General features: G+C 71.4%; 21 protein-coding genes and 2 pseudogenes. 16 read left to right on the forward strand and 7 right to left on the reverse strand.

Annotated elements, in window-relative coordinates; all coding sequences use genetic code 11:
- Position 1: 1 nt before the first annotated feature.
- Positions 2–640, forward strand: a complete 639-nt coding sequence (locus tag KIK08_RS02405) for a VOC family protein (RefSeq protein ID WP_214401286.1) — start codon at positions 2–4, stop codon at positions 638–640.
- A 45-nt stretch (positions 641–685) separates the two neighbouring features.
- Here KIK08_RS02405 and KIK08_RS02410 read toward each other — a convergent pair whose 3' ends face one another.
- Positions 686–1327, reverse strand: coding sequence for a TetR/AcrR family transcriptional regulator (locus tag KIK08_RS02410; RefSeq protein WP_214401287.1), 642 nt, complete (start codon positions 1325–1327; stop codon positions 686–688).
- A gap of 49 nt (positions 1328–1376) precedes the next feature.
- On the opposite strand from KIK08_RS02410, the gene KIK08_RS02415 reads away from it, so the two are divergent.
- Genes KIK08_RS02415 through KIK08_RS02425 form a run of 3 tightly spaced genes read left to right on the forward strand, consistent with a single transcriptional unit; the run spans position 1377 to position 3096 of the window.
- Positions 1377–1766, forward strand: a complete 390-nt coding sequence (locus KIK08_RS02415; protein ID WP_214401288.1) for a VOC family protein — start codon at positions 1377–1379, stop codon at positions 1764–1766.
- A complete protein-coding gene (locus tag KIK08_RS02420; RefSeq protein WP_214401289.1) occupies positions 1763–2467 on the forward strand; it encodes a hypothetical protein in 705 nt (234 codons plus the stop codon). The genes KIK08_RS02415 and KIK08_RS02420 overlap by 4 nt, the downstream gene beginning before the upstream one ends.
- Positions 2464–3096, forward strand: coding sequence for an NAD(P)-dependent oxidoreductase (locus tag KIK08_RS02425; protein WP_214401290.1), 633 nt, complete (start codon positions 2464–2466; stop codon positions 3094–3096). The genes KIK08_RS02420 and KIK08_RS02425 overlap by 4 nt, the downstream gene beginning before the upstream one ends.
- A gap of 39 nt (positions 3097–3135) precedes the next feature.
- On the opposite strand, the gene KIK08_RS02430 is transcribed toward KIK08_RS02425, so the two are convergent.
- Positions 3136–4401, reverse strand: a complete 1266-nt coding sequence (locus KIK08_RS02430) for a PP2C family protein-serine/threonine phosphatase (protein WP_214401291.1) — start codon at positions 4399–4401, stop codon at positions 3136–3138.
- Between the two features lie 169 nt (positions 4402–4570).
- Here KIK08_RS02430 and KIK08_RS02435 point away from each other — a divergent pair, with 169 nt between their 5' ends.
- The 8 genes from KIK08_RS02435 (at position 4571) to KIK08_RS02470 (ending at position 12715) form a co-directional block, all read left to right on the forward strand.
- The gene (locus KIK08_RS02435) at positions 4571–5314 is read left to right on the forward strand and encodes a polyamine aminopropyltransferase (RefSeq protein ID WP_214401292.1); all 744 of its coding nucleotides are present in this window, start codon (positions 4571–4573) and stop codon (positions 5312–5314) included.
- Positions 5315–5624: 310 nt separating this feature from the next.
- On the forward strand, positions 5625–6254 hold the full coding sequence (locus KIK08_RS02440; RefSeq protein ID WP_214401293.1) for a calcium-binding protein: 630 nt from the start codon (positions 5625–5627) through the stop codon (positions 6252–6254).
- A gap of 418 nt (positions 6255–6672) precedes the next feature.
- Positions 6673–7563: a tetratricopeptide repeat protein gene (locus tag KIK08_RS02445; protein WP_214401294.1), complete on the forward strand. Its 891-nt coding sequence runs from the start codon at positions 6673–6675 to the stop codon at positions 7561–7563.
- 251 nt (positions 7564–7814) lie between these two features.
- Positions 7815–8843 carry a GlxA family transcriptional regulator gene (locus KIK08_RS02450; protein ID WP_250556142.1) on the forward strand — a complete coding sequence of 343 codons (1029 nt, stop codon included), beginning with the start codon at positions 7815–7817 and terminating at the stop codon, positions 8841–8843.
- A 136-nt stretch (positions 8844–8979) separates the two neighbouring features.
- Entirely contained in the window at positions 8980–10167 is a 1188-nt protein-coding gene (locus KIK08_RS02455; protein WP_214401295.1) for an epoxide hydrolase family protein, read from the forward strand.
- A gap of 80 nt (positions 10168–10247) precedes the next feature.
- Positions 10248–10919, forward strand: a complete 672-nt coding sequence (locus KIK08_RS02460) for a cupin domain-containing protein (RefSeq protein WP_214401296.1) — start codon at positions 10248–10250, stop codon at positions 10917–10919.
- 216 nt (positions 10920–11135) lie between these two features.
- Positions 11136–11801 carry a class I SAM-dependent methyltransferase gene (locus KIK08_RS02465; protein WP_214401297.1) on the forward strand — a complete coding sequence of 222 codons (666 nt, stop codon included), beginning with the start codon at positions 11136–11138 and terminating at the stop codon, positions 11799–11801.
- A gap of 116 nt (positions 11802–11917) precedes the next feature.
- Complete coding sequence (locus KIK08_RS02470; RefSeq protein WP_214401298.1) at positions 11918–12715, forward strand: transposase family protein; 798 nt, start codon at positions 11918–11920, stop codon at positions 12713–12715.
- A gap of 688 nt (positions 12716–13403) precedes the next feature.
- Here KIK08_RS02470 and KIK08_RS02475 read toward each other — a convergent pair.
- From KIK08_RS02475 to KIK08_RS02485, 3 genes are all read right to left on the reverse strand, one after another.
- Complete coding sequence (locus tag KIK08_RS02475; RefSeq protein WP_214401299.1) at positions 13404–13955, reverse strand: AMIN-like domain-containing (lipo)protein; 552 nt, start codon at positions 13953–13955, stop codon at positions 13404–13406.
- A 197-nt stretch (positions 13956–14152) separates the two neighbouring features.
- Positions 14153–14770: a hypothetical protein gene (locus KIK08_RS02480; protein ID WP_214401300.1), complete on the reverse strand. Its 618-nt coding sequence runs from the start codon at positions 14768–14770 to the stop codon at positions 14153–14155.
- Between the two features lie 948 nt (positions 14771–15718).
- A complete protein-coding gene (locus KIK08_RS02485; protein WP_214401301.1) occupies positions 15719–16348 on the reverse strand; it encodes a TetR/AcrR family transcriptional regulator in 630 nt (209 codons plus the stop codon).
- 110 nt (positions 16349–16458) lie between these two features.
- Between KIK08_RS02485 and KIK08_RS02490 the strand changes: the two genes are divergently transcribed.
- Positions 16459–17376, forward strand: coding sequence for an NADP-dependent oxidoreductase (locus tag KIK08_RS02490; protein ID WP_214401302.1), 918 nt, complete (start codon positions 16459–16461; stop codon positions 17374–17376).
- 534 nt (positions 17377–17910) lie between these two features.
- Here KIK08_RS02490 and KIK08_RS41460 read toward each other — a convergent pair.
- Positions 17911–18867: an HD domain-containing phosphohydrolase gene (locus tag KIK08_RS41460; protein WP_308257343.1), complete on the reverse strand. Its 957-nt coding sequence runs from the start codon at positions 18865–18867 to the stop codon at positions 17911–17913.
- Here KIK08_RS41460 and KIK08_RS39465 point away from each other — a divergent pair.
- Positions 18750–20107 (forward strand): annotated as a pseudogene (locus KIK08_RS39465) (carboxylesterase/lipase family protein); the annotation flags it as partial. The gene KIK08_RS41460 and the pseudogene KIK08_RS39465 overlap by 118 nt on opposite strands.
- 87 nt (positions 20108–20194) lie before the next feature.
- Positions 20195–20371: pseudogene (locus tag KIK08_RS02510) on the forward strand (DUF899 family protein); the annotation flags it as partial.
- 160 nt (positions 20372–20531) lie between these two features.
- Here KIK08_RS02510 and KIK08_RS02515 read toward each other — a convergent pair.
- Positions 20532–20930 carry a hypothetical protein gene (locus KIK08_RS02515; RefSeq protein ID WP_214401315.1) on the reverse strand — a complete coding sequence of 133 codons (399 nt, stop codon included), beginning with the start codon at positions 20928–20930 and terminating at the stop codon, positions 20532–20534.
- Positions 20931–20970: 40 nt separating this feature from the next.
- On the opposite strand from KIK08_RS02515, the gene KIK08_RS42160 reads away from it, so the two are divergent.
- A partial coding sequence (locus KIK08_RS42160; RefSeq protein WP_408004620.1) for a transposase occupies positions 20971–21118 on the forward strand: 148 nt, incomplete at its 3' end.

Below are 21118 nucleotides of genomic sequence, written 5' to 3' on the forward strand. Positions count from 1 at the left end.
GATGTCGGCGACATCGGCCACCACCATCCGCTCCATCGTCCTCGAGGTCGCAGACACCGCCGCTGCCGAGGCCTTCTACGCCTCGCTCGGTCTCGCCGATCGGATCCACGTCCGCGCCACGGACACGCCGACAAGCGGATTCCGGGGGTACGCGCTCTCGCTCGTCGTGTCCCAGCCGGGCAACGTGGACGCCGTCACCCGCGCCGCGCTCGACGGCGGCGCCACCGTCCTGAAGCCGGTCACGAAGAGCTTCTGGGGCTACGGCGGCGTGGTGCGAGCGCCGGACGGAGCGATCTGGAAGGTCGCGACCTCGGCCAAGAAGGACAGCGCCCCGGCAGCCATCGACTACGACGACCTCGTACTGCTGTTCGGAGCCGACAACGTCAAGACGACCAAGCAGTTCTACGTCGAACGCGGCCTGCCGGTCGCCAAGAGCTTCGGCAGCAAGTACGTGGAGTTCGCGACGGCGCCGCACAGCGTCAAGTTCGCCCTCTACTCGCGCCGCGCCGCGGCCAAGGACGTCGGAGTCGACCCGGGCGGCAGCGGCTCGCACCGGATCGCCGTGGTCAGCGACGCCGGGTCCTTCACCGACCCCGACGGGTTCGCCTGGGAGTCCCCCACAGCGGACCGGATCGACTGAGAACGCCCGGTGCCCGTCGGGTGCGGCAGCGCGTGGAGCCGCGCCTCAACGCTGCCCGACCGCGAGCGGACCGAGCACCGCGTCGACGACCTGGTCCACGTACTCCGCCGTCAGGGGGTCGCGCGTCACGAGGAGCCGGTAGTAGAGCGGGCCATAGAGCAGGTCCACGACCAGGTCGCGGTCGGCCGTCCCGGACAGGCGTCCGGCATGGGCCGCCCGGTCGAGCAGCTCGAGCACCGCGCGCCGGCGAGGGCCGAAGAGTGATCGCAGCGCGCTCTCGGCCACGTCGGGATCGGACTGCGCGGCAGCCAGGAGTCCACGAAAGACGGCTCCCAGCCGCGGATCGGTGAAGAAGCCGATGACGCCCGTCATCTGGGCGCGCACGTCCGCGACGGGGTCACCGGTGTCGCGCAGCCCCGTGGAGCTGCGGATCTCGTTCTCCAGCGCCTCCTGCAGGACGGCCGCCTTCGAGGACCACCAGCGGTAGATCGTCTGCTTGCTCGACCCGGCCCGACGGGCGAACGCCTCGATGCTGGCCCGCTCATACCCGAGCTCCGCGGTGATCTCCAGGGCCGCGGCGAGGATCGCCTGCCGCGCCTTCTCGCTGCGCTGCGCTCCACCGGCCACGTCGACCACCTTAAGGCATACGAGACGGTCCGTATTGACACCTCCCCGAGCCTCGTCCATCATTCGATACGGTCCGTCTCGTCCATGAACTGACGCTTTGGGAGATCCCGTGCGCATCGAGCTCAACCACACGATCGTCCACACCCGCGACAAGCAGGCGTCCGCCTCGTTCCTCGCCGGCATCCTCGATCGCGACGTCGCTCCGCAGTGGGGCCCGTTCCTGCCGCTGCCGCTCGACAACGACGTCGTCCTGGAGTTCCTCGAGGTCGACTGGGACCCGGCTCCCCAGCACTACGCGTTCCTCGTCAGCGACGAGGTCTTCGACGCCGCCTTCGCCCGGATCCGGGAGTCCGGCGCGACGTACTGGGCCGACCCGTTCCACCACCGGCCGGGGCAGATCAACCACGACCACGGCGGCCGCGGTGTCTACTTCGATGATCCCGACGGGCACAGCCTGGAGCTGATGACCGCCCCCTACGGCACGCCGCCGGTTCGATGAGCCGCGCCGGCCTCGACCCGCGGCCTGCGCTGCGCCACGAACCCGGCGCGCTGCAGGGCGCGGGGCAGCTGCCGTGGCTCGCGGCCGCTTCGCTCGTGCTGCTGCTCGCCGGTGTCGCCGTCGGCGCCGCGCTGGGTGGGGTCTTCCCGTCACCGTTCGGCGACCCCGACCAGATCCAGGCCTTCTTCGCCGACCACCCCACCTCGGTGCAGCTGACGGCGGTGTTCGGCGTCTTGTCCGCGCTGCCCGTGCTGGCCTACACCGCCGCCGCAGTGACGCGCACCGGGCGACACCCGCAAGCCGGGGCCGCCCCGGCGGTCGCGCTGGGCGCGGGAGCGATCTGCACGACGATGATGGTTGCGTCGGCACTGCTGCAGTGGACGCTGACCCGCGACGACGTGCGCGCGGATTCGGCACTGGTGCGGGCGCTGCACGACCTGTCGTTCCTCACCGGTGGCGTCGGAGCGGTCGTGTTCCTCGGCGTGCTCGTCGCCGCGGTCGCGGTCGCCGCGTCGCGAGCCGGGCTGGTCTCGCGTCCGGTGGCCCTGACCGGGGTGGGCATCGGCGTGGTGGGGATGCTGTCGATCGTGTCGCTGCTGTGGTCGGCTGCGGCGATCCTGCTGCCCATGGGCCGCTTCCCCGGCCTGATCTGGATGATCCTCGCCGGTGTGCTGCTTTCCCGTGAGCGGGCCGCACGATGAGGCTCGCGGTGTTCGGTGCGGCCGGCCGGACCGGTCACGAGGTCGTCCGCCTCGCCGTCGAGGCCGGTCACGAGGTCACCGCGGTCGCCCGCTCCCGGACGACGGCCGGCTCGTGGCCGGCGGCGGTCACCACCGTTGAGGCGGACGTGCACGACCTCGCCGCGGTGAAGGGCGCGATCGCCGGTGCGGACGCCGTGGTGTCGGCACTCGGGGGGAAGCCTCGCCAACCCACCACGGTCTACAGCGCGGGCGCAGCGCACATGGCCGAGGCGCTGCGTGCGACCGGCCGCACCCGGATGATCTGTCTGTCGGCCGGCGCGCTCGACCTGGGTCCGCACGTCCCCTTCGGGCAGCGCGTCGTGACTCGTGCGATCGTGGCCGCGTTCTTCCGGCACGGGTACGCCGACATGGCGCGGATGGAGGCCGACCTGGAAGCGACCCGCGATCTGGACTGGACGGTCGTGCGCGTGCCAGGGCTGACCGACAAGCCCGCGACCGGGCGATTCCGGGCGGCCGAGCCGCCGCTGCAGCGGCCCTCGACCATTGCTCGCGCCGACCTGGCCGCCTACCTGCTCTCGATCGTCGAGGACCCAGCCACCCACCGCCGGGTCCTGGAGGTCAGCTACTGAGCGCGGTCGAGGCCCGGATTGGATCAAGCGGGGCCGCGGTCACCAACTGGACCGCCGGGGCCGCTCAGGCGACGGAACCCCCGTCACGGTGGTCGCGCCTCCGCTGCTGATCCGCGGCCTGGGCGATCCGCCGTACCAGTCCAGGCACACGACGGTGGCGTCGTCGCGCAGGTTCCCGCCGGTGGCCCGCAGGACCTCGGCGCCGAGGGAGTGCACGACCTGGCGGGGGTGCATCCCGTCGGTGCGGGCGAGCGCTGCGGGGAGGTCGGTCAGCTCGGCCTCGCGCTCCACCATCCCGTCGGTGACGAACACGATCCGGTCGCCCGGTTCCAGCGGGAACCGCTGCAACCGGAACGTCCTGCCCGCCTGGAGCCCGAACGGGAGGTCGATCTCCAGCGCGATCTCCTCGGCGTGACCCCGGCGCAGCAGCAGCGGGAACGGGTGCCCGGCGTTGACGATCGTCGCGGCGCCGCTGTCCAGGTCGATGTGCATCACCTGCCCGGTCACGAACTGGCCGACCGGGGAGTTCGCGACCAGGGCGTCGTTGGCGTTGCTCAGCTGCTCGCCCAGGTCGGCACCGCGGCGTCGTTCGTTGCGCAGGCTGCCGACGAGCACCGTGGCCAGCAGTGACGCGGCCACGTCGTGGCCGACGGCGTCGGTGATCGACACCTGCAGGGAGCGCTGGTCGAGGGAGTAGTCGAAGGTGTCCCCGCCCACCGAGCTGGCCGGTTCCAACCAGCCGGCGATGGTGAACTGGCCCGCCTCGCAGGTGAACGCGGCCGGCAGCAGCCGGCGCTGGATCTCCGCGGCCAGGGTGAACGGGGTGGAGCGCTGACCCCATTCGAACAGGTCGGTGTGCCGGCGGTTCGCCACCACGATGTAGGCCAGCGCGTGGCCCTCCGCGGCGATGTCGGCGACGAGTCCCTCGTCGGGGTGGTACGGCAGGTCGAGCTCGATCAGCCCGATGGCGTCGCCCCGGTCGGTGACCGGCACGGTCAGTTGCGCCCCGTCGCCGACGTCGCGCAGGTCCACGCGCTGGGTGTGCAGCACCCGTTCGTAGACGGTGCCCGGCAGTTGCACCTGCTCGGCCCCCGGGAACCGCGTTCCGGAGGCACTCTCCGTCGCGCGGCCCATCCGGAAGACCGCGCGCCCGCTGAAGTCGGCGATCAGGAAGCTGACCTTCCGCGCTCCGAACACGGTGGCGAGCTCGTCGGCGACCACTTCCACCGCCTGCACCGGCGATGCCGATTCCACCTTCTCCAGCAACGCCCGCAGATCGGATCCGGAGGTGCGGCGGTCGGACACCCGTGAACCCTAGTCGCGAGGGCCTCGGTCATGGTGTCGTGGAGGGGGCGCGGCTGACCGCGAGCAGCAGCAGCAGTGGCACTGGCGCCGGTGCGATCGGGAGTGCCGTGGTCGGGCCGCCGATCCGGACGTCTACCGTCGCCGCCATGGATGCGGCGAGGACCACCGGGTGAGCGCGCGCTTCCAGGAGCTGGACTGGCGGGCGACGCCGCTGGGTGAGCTGGTGCTGCGCCGCCGCTGGGACCCGCTCGTCGAGCGGGAGGTCCACGAGATCAAGCTGAACGACGAGTTCCTGATGTCGAGCCTGTTCACCGCGGCCGAGGTGGAACTGGCCGCGTTGGCCCTCGCCCAGCTGGCCGGCGACGGTCTGGACGTGGTCGTCGGTGGCCTGGGTCTGGGCTACACCGCGTTGACCGTCCTGGAGAGCCCGGACGTGGGTTCGCTCACGGTGGTGGAGGCGCTGGGCGAAGTGATCGAGTGGCACGCCGGCGGCCTCATCCCCGCCGGCCGGGAGCTGACCGCGGATCCACGGTGCGCACTGCTGCACGGAGACTTCTTCGCGATGCTGCGCTCGGGGTTCGGGCTCGATCCCGCCGATCCCGGCCGGCGCTTCGACGCCGTGCTCGTCGACATCGACCACTCGCCGCGCCACCTGCTCCACCCCGGGCACGCCGACTTCTACGAACCATCCGGGCTCCGGCGCGTCGCCGACCGCCTGCGGCCGGACGGGGTATTCGCGCTCTGGTCGAACGACCCGCCCGACGACGCGTTCCTCGGTGTGCTGGCGGAGGTGTTCACGCAGGTGCGGGCGGACGTGGTGAGCTTCGACAACCCGCTGCAGGAACGTGCCGCCACGAACACGATCTACCTGGCGCGGGCGATCGCCACGCCACAGCCAGGCGTGGGGCGTTGAGTGGTGTACGAGGTCCTCGCTGGTAGACGGCGTGGCGCCGGGACATGAGCGTCGTCCGCCAGGGGCTTCGCCCATGCCCGCCGGCGCCCCGGGTCACCCGCGATGCCACGCCTCAACGGGTTGGAAGGCCCACTGGCTGCCCGGTCTCGGCACGCTGGCCGGCATGACCGACCAGGACGTTTCCGACCGGTCGGAGTACCGCTCCCCGTGTGTCGAACGGCATGGGTCGGGGCGCGCCGAGCTGGGCTAATGGGCCGGTCGGACCGTGCTCGCGGGCCGGCCGGGGAAAGCTCCTTCGAGGGAGACGCACATGCCCACCACCGCCACCCGCCGCCGCAGTTGTCTGGTACTGCTCGGCGCCTCGCTCGCCGTCGCCGGCTCGGTCGCTCTCGGGTCGCCGGCCTTCGCCGACCCGCCGCCGGTGGACGCCGAGCCGATTCCCTACGAGTTCGCCGACTGCTTCGGACAGGGTTATCGGTTGCCGGTCTACCTCGACGGCGACCTGCGCGTACCGGGGTTCCCGCCGAGCGTGATCTTCGCGGAGCCCGGGCCGGGCTTGACCTACGGCACCACCGGCGACGACGTGATCGTCGGCACGTACGAGGACGACGTCATCTTCGGCCTGGGCGGCGACGACCGGATCTGTGCTCTCGACGGCGCCGACGACGTCTACGGGGAGGAGGGCGTCGACGACGTCGACGGTGGGAAGGGCGGCGACCTCATCAAGGGTGGCGCCGACGAGGACCACCTCTACGGGCGCCTCGGCCAGGACGAGATCTGGGGCGACGACACGAACGGGCCGTCCGGCAACGACTACGTCGAAGGCGGTCCGAACGAGGACTACATCCTCTGCGTCGGTGGCATCGACTTCGCCGATGGTGGTGCGGGGGTCGACGGTCCGAACTCCGGGCACGGCTGCGAGACCTACAACAACCGGTAGCCGACCCGTGGGTGCCCGGTCGCGCGGCAGGTCGGCTGGTCGGAGGGAGTTCACCCTCCGGCTCCCACAGATCCCGGTCAGTAGGCGGTCGTGACCCACCGCCAGTGCCGGAACCGCCGTGGATACCCGGAGGTGACCTCGGCGAGCTCGGAGGCACGGTTCGCCCGAGAGCTGTAGGCCTCGTCGGCCAGCACCCGATCCGGGCCGGTGGCAGCGCGAATCAGGAGGTGTCGGGCCCAGGGGCTCACCGCCGGACCACCTCCTGGGTCTGTCGACGCCGTCGCCTCCGGAGGACGATGTGACCGAGTCGGCAGGGGGCAGCTGAAGGCCCGGCACCGGGCGCTGTGGGCGTCCGGCCGCGCTCGCGGCCGGTCTGCGAGCAGTCGCCGCCGGCCGCGCGGCCGGGGAGGAGTCGGCGTTGGCGGCCGGACTGGACGGTCTGAAGAACGCCTACGCCTACCTCGGCGAGCTCGGACCGCTGGGGGCGGTGCTCGACGAACTGGTGCCGCTCCTGCGCCGGCTCCAGAACCCGGAACTCCTGCAGTGGGCGGTGTTCGAGTCCGCGTTCGCCGCGATCGGCGCGGCCGAGTGGGAGGCCGCCGAGGCTCGGATCGGCGAGGCGATCACCATCAGCGCACGCAACGGGTACTACCTGCACGAGGGGTGGTTCGCCACGCACCTCGCCTGGGTGGCTCGGTTGCAGGGCCACCACGGAGCGGCCCTTGACCACGCCCGCCGGGCCATGGGCCTGGCCGAGGGCACCGATCATCGCTGGTTCGCCACCACCGCGGACGTCCAGCTGGCCTGCACATTGCGGGAGTTGGGCGACACCGAGCAGGCAGTTGCGCTGCTGACGTCCGCCCGGGAGCGGGCCGAGCGGGAAGGCGCCGAGGGGCACCTGCTCCGCTGCCTCGGTCCGCTCGCCGAGGCGACGGGGTGCCCGGACGTGCTCGCCGACGCCGACGCGTTGCTCGGTCAGATCAGGGCCCCCGCCGGCTCGGCCTGGCTGCTGGGGAGCGATTCCTACGTGACGATCGCGCACGCGTGGACGAATCACGGCGAGCCGACCCGGGCCCGGGAAGTCATCTCCCCCCTGCTTCACGCAGCAGAGCGACAGGGCTGGATCCCGGCACTCGCCGCCGGCAAGCTCGTCGACGGCCGGGCCGCGGCGGCTCTCGGCGACCTCACTGCCGCCCGCTCGGCGCTGCGGGACGCGGTCGACCTGGCACACCGCCATCGAATGCCCCGCATCGAGCACGACGCGACCGCGGCGCTCGGCACCGTCACCACAGCCGTGGTCCCTCCCTGACCGCAGGGCGTCGGCGACGTTAGATGATCTTGGTCTGGTGGAGTGGCCGGGTGGCGTCGCGGCGGTGATGTCGTAGCACGGCAGCGATGTTGGCCGCTCCGGCGCTCCGGTGCAGGCCCTTCGGCTCAGTTGAGAAATCCTCGCAGGTCAGAAGCGTGAGCCGAGTTTCGGGCACCCACACGCTCGGCTCCGGGTCGTGCTCGACCTCGACCGTCGAAGCATGGTTGTTGCAGCTCGGGCAGACTGGGCCCATGGTCGAGGATGACCTTGCGAGCACGCAACGCGGTGCGGGTCCCGCACCGTCGACGACTTCGTCTCCATCGGCTGTGCGGCGGCTGGTGGTCGTGGTGTCCGCCGGCACCTCGTTGGGGATGATGTCGTTCGCCTTCGGCGTGTTCGACATGGCAGTGCACCACGGCGCCCTCCCCGAACTCGACGTCCGGTTGGTCGCCGGTGAGCCGAGCGGGACGATCTGTGGCGGCGGCCTCGTCTGTGACGTGCCGTACGACATGACCGCGGTCAGGTCGGCGGACCTGATCATGGTGCCGTACTGGCGGGATCCGACCGAACGGCCGCCCGAGCCGCTGCTGCGGTCGTTGCGGGCGGCCCACGCCGCCGGAGCGCGTGTGGCCGGTCTGTGCACGGGAACGTTCGTGCTGGCCGCGGCCGGGCTCCTGGACGACCGTCCGGCCACCACCCATTGGTCACTCGCCGGGGTGCTCGCCCAGCTGTACCCGAAGGTGCGCGTCCGGGCGGATGTGCTCTACATCGACGACGGTGATGTGCTCACGGCCGGCGGTGGAGCCGCCGGGATGGACCTCGGCCTGCATCTGATCAGGACGTCCCACGGTGCGGCCATGGCCAATCGGCTGGCCAGGTTCCTGGTGGTGCCGCCGCAGCGTCCTGGCGGACAGGCGCAGTACATCCAGACACCGGTACCCGAACTGGACCACCGCGACCCGGTCGGCGATGCGGTGAACTGGGCCCTCGGCCAGCTCGACGGTCCCCTGCCCGTCGATGTCCTCGCCCGTCGGGCACGCATGAGCCGGCGCAATTTCGACCGGCGCTTCCACGAGATCACCGGGACCGCCCCGGGGACCTGGTTGACCCACCAGCGCGTGCTGCGTGCCCAGCACCTGTTGGAGTCCACCACGTTGTCGGTCGACGGGGTGGCGCGCCAGTGCGGATTCTCATCGGCCGCCGCACTCCGACCGCATTTCCGACGACTGGTCGGTGTGTCTCCCGCCGCCTATCGCAGCGCTTTCAGCATGCTGTCCTGAAACCGCCGGTGGTTGGCGAGATCGCCACTTCCGGCGCCCGCGCAGCCGCCGAGAGGATCGGCGTCGGCTTCGGCCCAGCACGCGATGGGCTGGACGGACCGATCGAGATCGCTGTCGACTGCCGAGGGGACATGCTGTGACCAGAGCCGGGAACGGCACCGACACCGCGATCCGACCGTTCCGCGTCACCGTCGCGCAAGCGGACCTGGACGACCTCCAGGAGCGGTTGCGGCGCACCCGCTGGGCCAATGAGCTGCCGGTCGAGGTCGAGGTCGAGGTCGAGGGGACAGCGACCCGGCCTGGCCCGGTGCTGCCCGGCTGGGAATACGGCGTCCCGCTCGCCTACGTCAAGCGGCTGGTCGACTACTGGCGGGACGGCTACGACTGGCCCGGGTGGGAGGCGCGGCTCAACGAGCATCCGCAGTTCGTCACCGAGATCGACGGGCAGGACATCCATTTCCTGCACGTGCGTTCCCCCGAACCGGACGCCCTGCCTCTGGTCCTCACCCACGGCTGGCCCAACTCGGTGGTGGAATACCTGGACCTCATCGGCCCGCTCAGCGATCCCCGCGCCCACGGCGGCGATCCGGCTGACGCGTTCGAACTGGTGATCCCGTCGATCCCCGGCTTCGCCTTCTCCGGGCCCACCACCGAGCCCGGCTGGAACCGGCACCGCATCGCCCGGGCCTGGGTGGAGCTCATGACCCGTCTGGGCCATGACCGCTTCGGTGTGCACGGCAACGACGCAGGCGCGGAGATCTCTCCCGAGGTGGGCCGGACCGCCCCGGACCGCGTCGTCGGTGTCCACGTCACCCAGATCTTCTCGTTCCCCTCCGGCGATCCGGCCGAGTTCGAGGGTCTGTCCGAGCAGGACATGGCGCTGCTGGCGTTCCTGCAGGCGTTCACCGAGGAGATGTCGGCGTACGCCCAACTCCAGGCGACGAAGCCGCAGAACATCGCGCACGCCCTCGCCGACTCCCCGGCCGGCCAACTCGCGTGGAGCGGGCAGCTGTTCGGGGAAGCCGTCAGCCCGGACGTCGTCATCACGAACGCCGCCATCTACTGGCTCACGAACACGGCCGCCTCGGCGGCCCGGCTCTACTACGAGAACAGGCTCGCCGGAGCACCGGACGGACCGACCACCGTGCCGACCGGACTGGCGGCGTTCGCCGACGATTTCCGGCCGGTGCGCCGCTTCGCCGAACGCGATCACCGCAACATCGTGTCGTGGAACGAGTTCGACCGCGGCGGCCATTGGGCCGCCCACGATGCGACCGAGCTCCTCACCGGCGATCTCCGGCAGTTCTTCCGCCGCCTCCGGTGAGCGCAGCCGACGGAGGGAGCGCGATGGACGTCGGTCGCAGGACGGTGCTGGGAGCCGCGGCACTCGGGCTGGTCGGGCTGGTGGGCTGCGCCGGCACAGCCCCGGCGACGACGGGCGCACAGCAGGTCCCGTTCACCACGACCCCGCCGAGCGGGGCAGAGAGCAGGCAGTCGATGCGAGTACGCCGAGTTGTCACAGGCCACGACCACAACGGCCGCGCTGTCGTCGTCAGCGACGCTGACGTCGAGCCCACCGACCCGGATTTCGCGCCCAAGTGGTCGGTCTGGGCAGCCGACCGGACCGTGACCTTCCCCGACGATGGCACGCCTGCGGACTTCGCGGGCCCGTTGATCCCCGCGCCGGGTGGCTTCCACGTCGTCGTCCTCACCCTCCCGCCGCACTTCAACACCGACGTCATGTTCGACACCTCGGACCCGATCCGGGCCGCCGAGATCGCCAGGGCGCAGATGGCCGAGGCGGTCGCGGTCGTCCCCGACCCCAACCCGCCCGGCAGCTACGGAACCATCCCGGGCTTCACCGGCCTGCACGCGACCGCCTCGATCGACTGCATGACCCCGATCTCCGGCGAATCCGTGTTCGTGCTCGAGGACGAGGAGATCCGCCTCACGCCCGGCGATTGGGTGGTCGTCAACGGCGTGACGCACGCCTGGCGCAACGACCAGGACCAGCCCGTCGTCATGGTCGGTGTCATCGTCGGCGCCGAACACCGTGGCGTGCCGCTCCGGCAGTGAGCCTTTGCCAACCTGGTGAGGCGGCTGGCCAGCGGTTGTGCGGCGTGGCGTGCGGCCCGGGAGTGGATGTGCCAGCGCTGCGGCCGTCGTGGACAGCCTGGTGGGGGCGGTGGTAGAGGTGTGCCCACCGTCCTGGGCGGACGGATCGATCGCGTCGCCTTCGCGGTTGGAGTGTCCGACACTCCTACGTCCGACCTGTTCCCTAGAGTCCGGCGGGTGAGTGAGAACGAAGCGTTGGATCGGACCCGCCGAGACTACGACGAGGTCGCCGAGTTGTACGACGACATGGTGCGACAGGGCGACAAAGTCATCGATGCGCTGTCAGCAGGGATGATCAACGCCTTCGCCGAGCTCGTCCGCGCCGGTGGGTCGGTGGGTGCTGTGGTCGATGCGGGTTGCGGTCCCGGACAGTGGACCGATCACCTGGATCGAGCCGGTATCCGGGCTTACGGGATCGATCTGTCACCGGCCATGGTCGCGATCGCCCGCCGGCATCGTCCCGACCTGCGCTATGAGGTCGGTTCTATGCTCCATCTCGACGCAGGGGACGAGTCGATCGCGGGCATCCTGGCGCACTTCTCGTTGATCCACACGCCGCCGGACCTGCTTCCGCGCGTCCTGACCGAGTTCGCCCGAGTGGTAGAGCCGGGCGGACCCCTGCTGATCGGTGTGCAGACCACCGACACCGCAGACGCCGACGGTTGGGTCCCGTACGACCACAGAGCCTCACCGGCGTATCTGTGGACCCTCGACGCGCTCGCCGGCCGACTGCGCGAGCACGACTTCGCCGAGCTCGGACGCCTGCGAATCGTTGCTCCGGCGCCAGGCAAGCCCCCCGCCGGATACCTGCTGGCGCGCCATGACGCCAGAAGTAACGAATGAATTTTGCCGACCTGGGCGGGCAGTCGGCGGTGTGCGGCGTGGCGTGACCTCGAATGGGTGAATCTCCTGGTAGACGGGCGATTGCCTAGATCAACACGCCCACCAGGAGCTTCAACGTGCTGTCCTACCCGTCCGGGATGACCGTGTCCAGCCGCGCCCTCGGCGTGCTCTCCGATGCGCTGCGAGCGCAGCGCAACCAGCGCCGAACCCGGTGGCGGAAGCTCTCGCCAGGCCGGCAGGCGCTGCTCGTGGTCGCGCACCTGCGTAAGGGCGAGACCTACGCCGACCTGGCCTGTGGCTTCCGCATCGGGACCTCGACGGTGTACCGGTACATCCGTGAGGCGCTCGAACTGCTCGCCGCGATGGCTCCCACCCTGGCCCAGGCGATCGAGGTCGCCCGCCGCAAGGCGTTCGTGATCCTCGACGGCACCCTGCTGCGCATCGACCGGGTAGGCATGACATCGGGCTATGACCGGGCCTTCTACTCCGGCAAGCACAAGGCCCACGGGCTGAACGTGCAGGTCGTCGCCGACCCGATCGGCCGGCTGGTGTGGATCTCGCCGCCGCTGCCCGGCGCGAGACATGACATGGGCGCTGCCCGTGAGCACGGGATCATCGACGCGCTGGCCACCCACGAGATTCCCGCGGCGGCCGACACCGCCTATCAGGGCGCCGGGCCGACGGTCGCGGTTCCGCAGCGGCGCCGTCGGAAGGATCTGGGCAGCGGCCGCTACCGGCGCCTGTCCCGGAACCAGAAGGACGTCAACACCGCCCACGCCCGCCGCCGTGGACCCTGCGAGCGGGCCAACGCCGAGCTGAAGAACTGGCGGGTCCTGCGGAAGATCCGCTCCAGCCCGAACACCGCCCACCGGCTCATCGCCGCAGTTCAGACCCTCATGATCGCCAGCGCATGATCAGGTTGACAAAGGCTCAGTGAGATGGCCGTGACTCGCAACGCCCGCGCTGCGGCGAATACGTGATCGAGCAGGACTTCGTCCTGCTGCTTCGATGCGTGGAACCGCCGGTCACGGGTGTTCAGGGTCCCCGCCGGCTAGCGGTGCGAGGCCACATCGCCCTCGCCCAGCGGCTGCTGCCGTCCTCCGACATCGCCGCGCTGCACGCGCAGGGCCCCGCGGTCGCGCGGGCCGTCGACACCGCCCAGTCCGCGCTGCTGTCGCTCGACCTGCACGGCAACTGGTGCGGGCCCGGGCACTCGGGCCCCGGAGCGCCCGTGGACCCCGTCGACCAGGTGTGCTGCTGCCGCCACCACCGGTGCTACAGCTCCCGCGGCTACCTCGACTGCAAGTCCGACCGCGACCTCATCGCCGCGATGCCGCGCGCGATCGCCGACAGCCGCACCACCGCGGCCGGGAGGGCGCGGCCTCGCCGCCGCCGCCGTGTTCTCCGCACTCCCCTGCCTCTGCTACGAGAGGTGCCTCCCCTTCCTCGGATGCACCAAGTTCCCGCCGCCCGTGCCCGGGATCCCGGGCGTCAAGAGGTGCCCACCGGGAACCGCCCAATGGGACCTGCCGGGCCGGATACGGAAGGCTCGGTGCCGGTAGAGCATCCGCCGGGGTACACCGACGTGCTCGGTCACGGCCTTCACCAGCGATGCGCAACGTCGACGACGATGCGCGTGTCGCCTCCCGGTCCGGCGAGCGTGAACACCCGGAACGGCAGCCGCGCCCGGGTGCCGACCCCGAGCGTGGTGTACCCCTCGAACGATCCGGCGTAGACCACCGACCGCAGGGTCCGGAACCCCACCGGCTCGGCGACGCGCTGCCCGACACCGGCCCGGTAGGTCGGCTGACCGTTCTCGTCGTGGGCCGGATGACGCAGGACGACCGCCAGGCGCGCCCCGCCCGGAACGGGCACGAACTCCCCGGAACCGTCGGCGAGCACCGCGTCCACGTAGGCCACGTCCCAGCCGGCGCCGACAGAGCCTGCGATATGGAACACCACCCGGTCGAAGCACGGGTGCTGTCCGGTGCGGACCTGGACCAGCGGCGAGGGGTTCTGGGTCGCGCTGGACCGCGGTATGGACCCCCATCCGGTGGCGCAGCCGGCGGCCGCCGCGGCGGCGGGTGGGAGCCCCCCGAGCAGCAGGGCGCCAGCGGCGAGAACGGGGACGACGAGGGTGCGGATTCTGGTCATGGCGGCCTCCTGGGCCGTTGCGCTGAGACAACCTTAAAGACGTCGAGCGTCCTCTCAGGTTGCCTCCGGACGGCCTCCGATCCGGCGTCCTCGCCCGTGATACCGCGTCAGGTCCGGCGGGGCTCGCGCTCAGCGCGTCGCGGCGTCGGGTCCCGCTGCAGGGGACAGATCGATCGCCTGTACGTCAAGGGCGCGCGCTACGGCGCTACGCGGGTCGGACCGAGGCAGAAGTAGATGCGGTTCTTGACAGGTGCGCGGAGGAACCACTCGTACTCGGACGTGCCGCCCGCATCGCGGCAATCGGCGAAGTAGCCGTCTCTCGGGAAGCCGACGTCACGGCCGAGCACCCGCGCCGTCGCTGCAGGGTCCGCGCACTCGACCCGCCGGACCCCACCCGTCTCAGCCCCGGTACGCACGTCCACGCCGGCCAGGCAGTCACCGACGTCGGCCGCGTTCACCGCCGTGGCCGGGTCGACACCGGGCGGGCCGAGACACAACGTGAAGCGACGCTTCCGCTCGCTATAACTCCAGGTCACCCCAGGGACGAGCACGCAGTCCGCGTATCGCTCGTCGAAGCGCTCGAGCACCTGAAAGGGAGCGACGGCGCAGTCGGCGCCCACGTAGAGATTGAACGGCCCGCCCAACGGCTCGATGCAATCGCCGACCTCCGCGCTCCCGGGGCCACCACGGACGATCAAACTGCCGATACCGAACAGGACGGTGCCACCCCCCACCAGCACGCCAGCAATCACCGCCAAAGCCATCAACCGCGTCAGGCCGCCGCGAACGGGTCGACGAACGAGAATACTCACCATGTTCCTCAAGATGTCCGGTGGATGAAGCTGTGGCGCCACGTGCCGTGCAGCGGACGAAACCCGCCGGTACGGCCGTTGACCAGCACCCGTGCTGGCAGACACCCTGCTGCGCACTGGTCTCCCGACGTGGCCGATTGCGTCCAGCTGACCGATTGCGACAGTGCTCGCCGTGCTCGCGATGACGCGGACGGAGCCCCTCAGCCCAGTCGAGCGCCTATGCAGCGCCGAGCTGGTCGCCAATCTGCACCGCGGCCACCGCGGCTCTGCCGCCTCGTTGGCGAAGTCCCCGGCTCAGGACCCAAGCGTCCCCGACTACGTACGCGCACGAGCCGCGCAACGCCTCGCGCGCTGGAGCGCGAACACATCGCACCGAAGCTCGAACGCTGCTCGCCGACCAGAGCTGGGCCCGCTCGGCCACCCCTCGGTGTCGGCAACGTCGAAGCGCAGCGGAGGCATCGAGTCGGGCCACCCCGTCCTCAAGAGTTGGCGGATTCTGCACAAGATCCACTGCCGCGTCCGACCGCCCGGGCAGCGGGCACACGTTCGGCGGCAACGCCGTGGCCACTGCACAGCGGCGACCTCGCCAGCCTTCAGCGGCCAGGCCTCCTTCATCAACGAGGCACCCGACTCGTTCGGCGGCACCGCCACGATCGCCTCCTCGGCCACCGCCGGCTCCTACCCGGTCACCGGACCGACACGGTCCGTCGAACTCCTCGAACGCCCAGGACGTGGCCGAGGGGTTCGCCGGTCGGGTCGGAGCGACACGGGCGACACGCGGTGCGGCGACAGGCCCGTTCAGCTGATCCCCCGCCAGCGCGTGGTCGGGCGCGGAGTGCGGCACACATTCGCCGCCCTGGACGTGGCCTCGGCGCAGCTGCCCACCGGCTCCGCAACCGCGACCGCAAGCGCCGAGCCGGTCCCTTGCCTTCTTGCGCCCCTGGCCGTCGTTCAGGAAGCGATCACGGGCCAGAGCACGGCGACGACGCTCTCAGGGATCTCCTCTCGACGGTCGCCTCGGTAGAACGCGCCGAAGTAGCTGCCGAAGCACATGGTGGCGACGGTGTGCCTGTCGAGGTCGGCGGAAACGGCCCCGTCCGCCTGCAGCCGCCCGAGCACGTTCTCCACGAGCGTGACGCGCGGCTCGACGGCGTGCTTGCGCAGCATCTCGAACAGCCCCGGTGTGCGGATCACCTCGCCGGCGAAGTTGCCCATCAGCACCATGGCGTCCGGGTTGAAGTACGCCGGATCCACGCGGCGTACAGCCTCGACGAGGGCCTCGCGTGGCGCCAGGCTGCTCAGGTCGATGTCGTATTGGTCGCGCTGCTTGCGGAAGCCGTAGTCCAGTGCGTCGGCGACGAGCTCGAACTTGGTGCTCCACCGCCGGTAGAGGGTGGGGCGGCTGGTCCCGGCGTCGGCCGCGATGTCGCCGAGGGTCATGCGCGAGTAGCCGTCCCGGACCAGGCGGGCACGGGTGGCCAGGATGATCGCCTCGTCGAGAGCAGGGTCGCGCGGGCGGCCGCCGGCCCGCGGGCCGGCGGAGTCGGCAGGCCCGTCGGCCGCCCCGCGCGCCCCGGTCATGCGCGGCATCCTACCCAGTTCCGTTACACACTCTTGCCGTAACGGTTTACGTTACATACAGTGTATGTAACTGAACCCGTGAGGGGTCGGCTCGACAGAAGGTGTGACAGATGAAGGCGATCGTGGTGACGGACCAGGCGGCCGGCACAGCGGGGATGACCCTGACGGAGCGACCGGAGCCGTCGCCGGCGATCAACGACGTCCTCGTGCGGGTGCATGCGTCGGGCTGGGTCGCGAACGAGCTCGAGTGGCCCTCGACCTGGTCCGATCGCGCCGGCCACGACCGGACGCCGGCCATCCCCGGTCACGAGCTGGCCGGCGTGGTCACCGCACTCGGCTACGGCACAACGGGGCTGTCGGTGGGCCAGCGGGTGTTCGGCCTCGCCGACTGGCACCGCAACGGCACCCTCGCCGAGTACGTCGCGGTCGAGGCCCGCAACCTCGCACCCTTGCCCGACGACGTCGACTTCACCGTCGGCGCATCGTTGCCGATCTCCGGGCTGACCGCCTGGCAGGGGCTGTTCCAGCACGGCCGGCTCCAGCCCGGGCAACGCGTCCTCGTGCACGGCGCAGCCGGCGCGGTCGGAGCGACCGTCACCCAGCTCGCCGCCGAGGCCGGCGCCCACGTCATCGGCACCGGCCACACCGGGGACCGGGACAAGGCGCTGGATCTCGGCGCGCAGGATTTCCTCGACCTCGACACACAGCCTCTGGAAAGCGTCGGAGCGGTCGACCTGGTCTTCGACGTCATCGGCGGCGAGATCCAGAAGCGCTCCGCCGCCCTGATCACCTCTGGCGGCACCCTGGTGTCCGTCGTCGGCCCCGTCGAAGCCCACCCGGCGAACGGCCGGGCGGTGGACTTCGTCGTCGAGGCCGACCGCAGCCAGCTGGCCGAGATCGCGGCGCGGGTACGCGACGGACGGCTCCGCACCAACATCGGAACCACCGCGTCCCTCGACGAGGCCATCACGACCTTCAACTCCAGCGAGCAACACAAAGGAAAGACGATCATCCGAGTCCGCCCATAAGACCCAACCGCGAAGGCGACGTCCTGTCGACCATGCCGTTGCCGGGCGGCATCGGAGCCGCGAGTGACACGGGCGACACACGGCGCGGCACCAACGCTCGCATGCGGCAGACCGATGGCGAACCCGCGAGGTCACCGTCCTGCAGCGACGTGGCATGTGGATGAGGCAGCGCGTGCATTGCAAGGGAGCGTAGTGAACCCGGGGCGCTTCAGACGGCCTCGGCGAGCGTGGTCTTGGCGGTTCCGGCCGTGCAGGTCGTGCAGGAAGTCACGGAAGTCCCACGGCTCGTTCAGCAGCCGGCGCGGTGTTCGTCGTCGAGCCGGGCCCAATCGGCTGCGGGCCGGAGGACGAACAGGTAGTCGGGCAGGCTACGCCGCCGACCGGGCTACAGCGGGCCATGCCGACCGAGAACACCTTCTCGAGGTCGGCCGCGATGGTCCGCACCGGAGCAGCGGGTTGGGGCAACGCTCCTCCCGCGGCGACGACGTCGAGCCAACCCGCGTCCTCCGGCGATCGGCCGCCTCCCCATGCGTCCTATCGAGACTCGGCTTCCTGCCCGGACTCGCTGCTTCCGGACGCACGGACCGGCCCGGCCAGCCCGTGCTCGATGGTGAACATCGCGGCCGCGGCGCGGCTGCTCACCCCGATCCGCTGGTAGACGTCGCTGACGTGCCGGTCGACCGTCCGCGGCGACACCCCGAGGCGACGTGCGATCTCGCGGTTCGACAGGCCGTGCGCGACCAGTCGCAGGACTTCCAGCTGCCGCGCGGTCAGGCCGGCGGCGCCGCTGGGACGGCGCCGGGCCGACCCGTCCGCGGCCGCGAGCACCGCGGCCACGGCGTCAGCATCCAGCAGGCCGGCGCGTACGTCGGCCTCCAGCCGCTGCCACGCCCGTGCGGCGGGCAGCCCCGGACGATGCGGCCGGTCCTCGACCAGCGTCCGGTAGGTGTCCGCCGCGGCCAGCACGCGCGCGCCTATCGTGAGCCGGTCTCCGCGCAGTCCGCGGTGGTACCCGCTGCCGTCACACCGCTCGTGGTGCGCCGCGGCCAGCTCCGCTACCTGGGCCAGCTCGGGCGTGCGGGCCAGCACCCGCTCGGTGTGGTACGCGTGCAGCCGTGCCTGGTCCTCCTCGGCAGCGGTCCACGGACGGGTGAGGTTCCAGATCCGGCTGCTGATGCCGACCCGTCCCACGTCGTGCAGGTGCCCGGCCAGGCGGATCTCCCCTGCCTCGGCGAGGCCGAGCGCCTCCGCCGCCGTGCCCGAGGCGACCGCCGGAAGGAACGTTCGGAAGACATCGGCCGCCGAGGCGGCTCCAGGGCATCCCGTACGCCCAGCCGCCGGTCGGCGAACTGCGCTGGCAGGCGCCCCGTCCGCCGGAACCGTGGGGCGGGGTGGAGGACGCGACCAGGCCCGGCCCGATGTGCCCGCAGAGCTACACCTACCCGCCCGGCTCGCCCCCCACGTCCACCGGCGCCGAGGACTGCCTGTCACTCGACATCCACGTGCCGCGATCGCCCGAGGGCCCGCTGCCGGTGCTGGTGTTCCTGCACGGAGGCGCGTTCACCAGCGGCGGGGGCGCGAGCTACGACCCGCGGCGGGTCAGCGGACAGGGCGTGATCGTCGTGACGCCGAACCACCGCCTCGGCGCCCTCGGGTTCCTCGCCCACCCGGACCTCCCCGACCCGTGGGCGGGCAACTTCGGGATCGCCGACCAGCAGATGGCCCTGCAGTGGGTGCGCCGCAACATCGCCGCGTTCGGCGGGGACGCCGCCAACGTGACGCTGTGGGGAGAGTCGTCGGGCGCCTACAGCATCTGCGCCCACCTCGCCGCACCGTCCGCCGCGGGGCTGTTCGACAAGGTGATCACGCACAGCGGGCCGTGCGCGAACGAGTTCCTCACCTCGGCTCAGGCCCAGGACCGCGCGCGGCGGGCGGCGGCCGAACTCGGGTGCGCCGATGGGTCGCCGCCCGCGGTCGCGGACTGCCTGCGCGCGGTGCCCGCCGAGCGACTCGCTGCGTTGTACTCGGACCGCTCCAACGCGAACCTCACGCAGATCACCGGGCTGCCGTGGTTCCCCGTCGCGGGAACCCCCACCCTGCCCGACAGCCGCTGGACGCACTCCGGACCGGCACCGGCAACCACGTGCCGATGATCGCCGGCAGCACCCGGGAGGAGATGCGATCGCTGATCCTCGCGCGGCTCGGCGACGGCCTCGGCCCGGTCACCCCGGAGCAGTACCCGCAGCTCATCGGCGAGTTCTACGGGGCCAACGCCGAGGCGGTGCTGGCCGAGTACCCGCACACCCGCTACGAGTCGCCGAGCATCGCGCTGGCCACGGTGCTGACCGACGAGGGCCGCACGCACGGCGCCTGCCAGCAGGTGGTGTCCGACGAGGCCGCGGGCGAGCGGGCACCGGTGTACACCTACGAGTTCGCCGAGCCCACCGGAGAGGACGCAGAAGGGTTCCCGCACGGTGCGCGGCACGGCGCCGACATCCCGTACTTCTTCGACAGCTACCTCCGGGACCCGACACCCAGGTCCGATCCGCAGGCCCGCCTCGCCGACCGGCTGATCGGCCACTGGACGGCCTTCGCCCGCACCGGCGATCCCGGCGGCGGCTGGCGCCCCCGGCCTGGGCCGACGCTCTCATTCGCGACGGACGGATCCGGCGAGGTGGACGTCGCGGCGACGCACCGGTGCGAGTTCTGGTCACGGCTGCCGAGCCAGTAGTGGGATCCCGTCGGCATCGGACCGACCCCACAGGACAGCCCGACACGGACCGACAGGCCATGGCACGACGACCCGATGGAGACGACGATGAACGACCCGGCACTGGACGATCCGACGCCGAACGACCCGGCGCGCGGCCCGGCCCTGCCACCGGTGGTGGACAGGACGACCTGGCAGCAGGCGCGGGACGCGTTGTTCGCCCGGGAGAAGGCGCACACCCGCGAAGGGGACGCGATCGCCGCGGCCCGACGACGACTGCCGATCGCGGGCTTCTACGTCATCGCCGCGGACGATCTGGACACCGCGCTCGGCTGGGCGGGCCGATCAGCGGGATCATCGGCACGGTCCGGGGGCATCCTGTTCGTGCTGGACACCGGCTGCCGGCAGCGTTCGTGGAGCGCCGGCGGGACCCCCTGCCTTCGGGTCACACGTCCGCGGGCACCGCGGCCACGACGGTCCCGCCGTGGAACCGCCGGTAGACGGCGGTGCCGCCCGGCCACTCCCCGGTCTGGAACGGCAGTTCGACCGGAGGGGCGACCGCGCGGAGGTCGACCAGATAGGCATCGTCCGGTAGCTCGAGCGCGGCTCCAGCGAGCACCGGGTCGCCGGACCGCCGCGCGTCGCGGGCGAACACCGGCAGCACCGCGGCGTGTTCCCGCTCCGGGACCGGAGAGTCGTCGTCTTCGGGCTCGTCGAAGAACCACTCGTTGAACGTGCCGATGAACGCCGGGCCCCCGGACGCGTCCCAGGCCACCCGCAGCCCCTCTGCCACCCACTGCAGCCAGCTGACCAGGTCGTGAGCTTGGCCCCTGAGACCGGACACCTCACCTGAGGTGGCCCCGGCCACCGGCAAGGATGATCCCGTGCCCGCTCCTCACCCGCCCGAGTTCCGCCAGCGAGCCGTCGAGCTCGCCCGTCAGGGCAACCAGCCCGTCGCTGCGGTGGCCAAGCAGCTCTCGATCAGCGAGTCGTGTCTGCGGAACTGGATGGCCCAGGCCGACGCCGATGACG

Origin of the sequence: Pseudonocardia lacus, assembly GCF_018531445.1 — a bacterium.
GTDB lineage: Bacteria > Actinomycetota > Actinomycetes > Mycobacteriales > Pseudonocardiaceae > Pseudonocardia > Pseudonocardia lacus.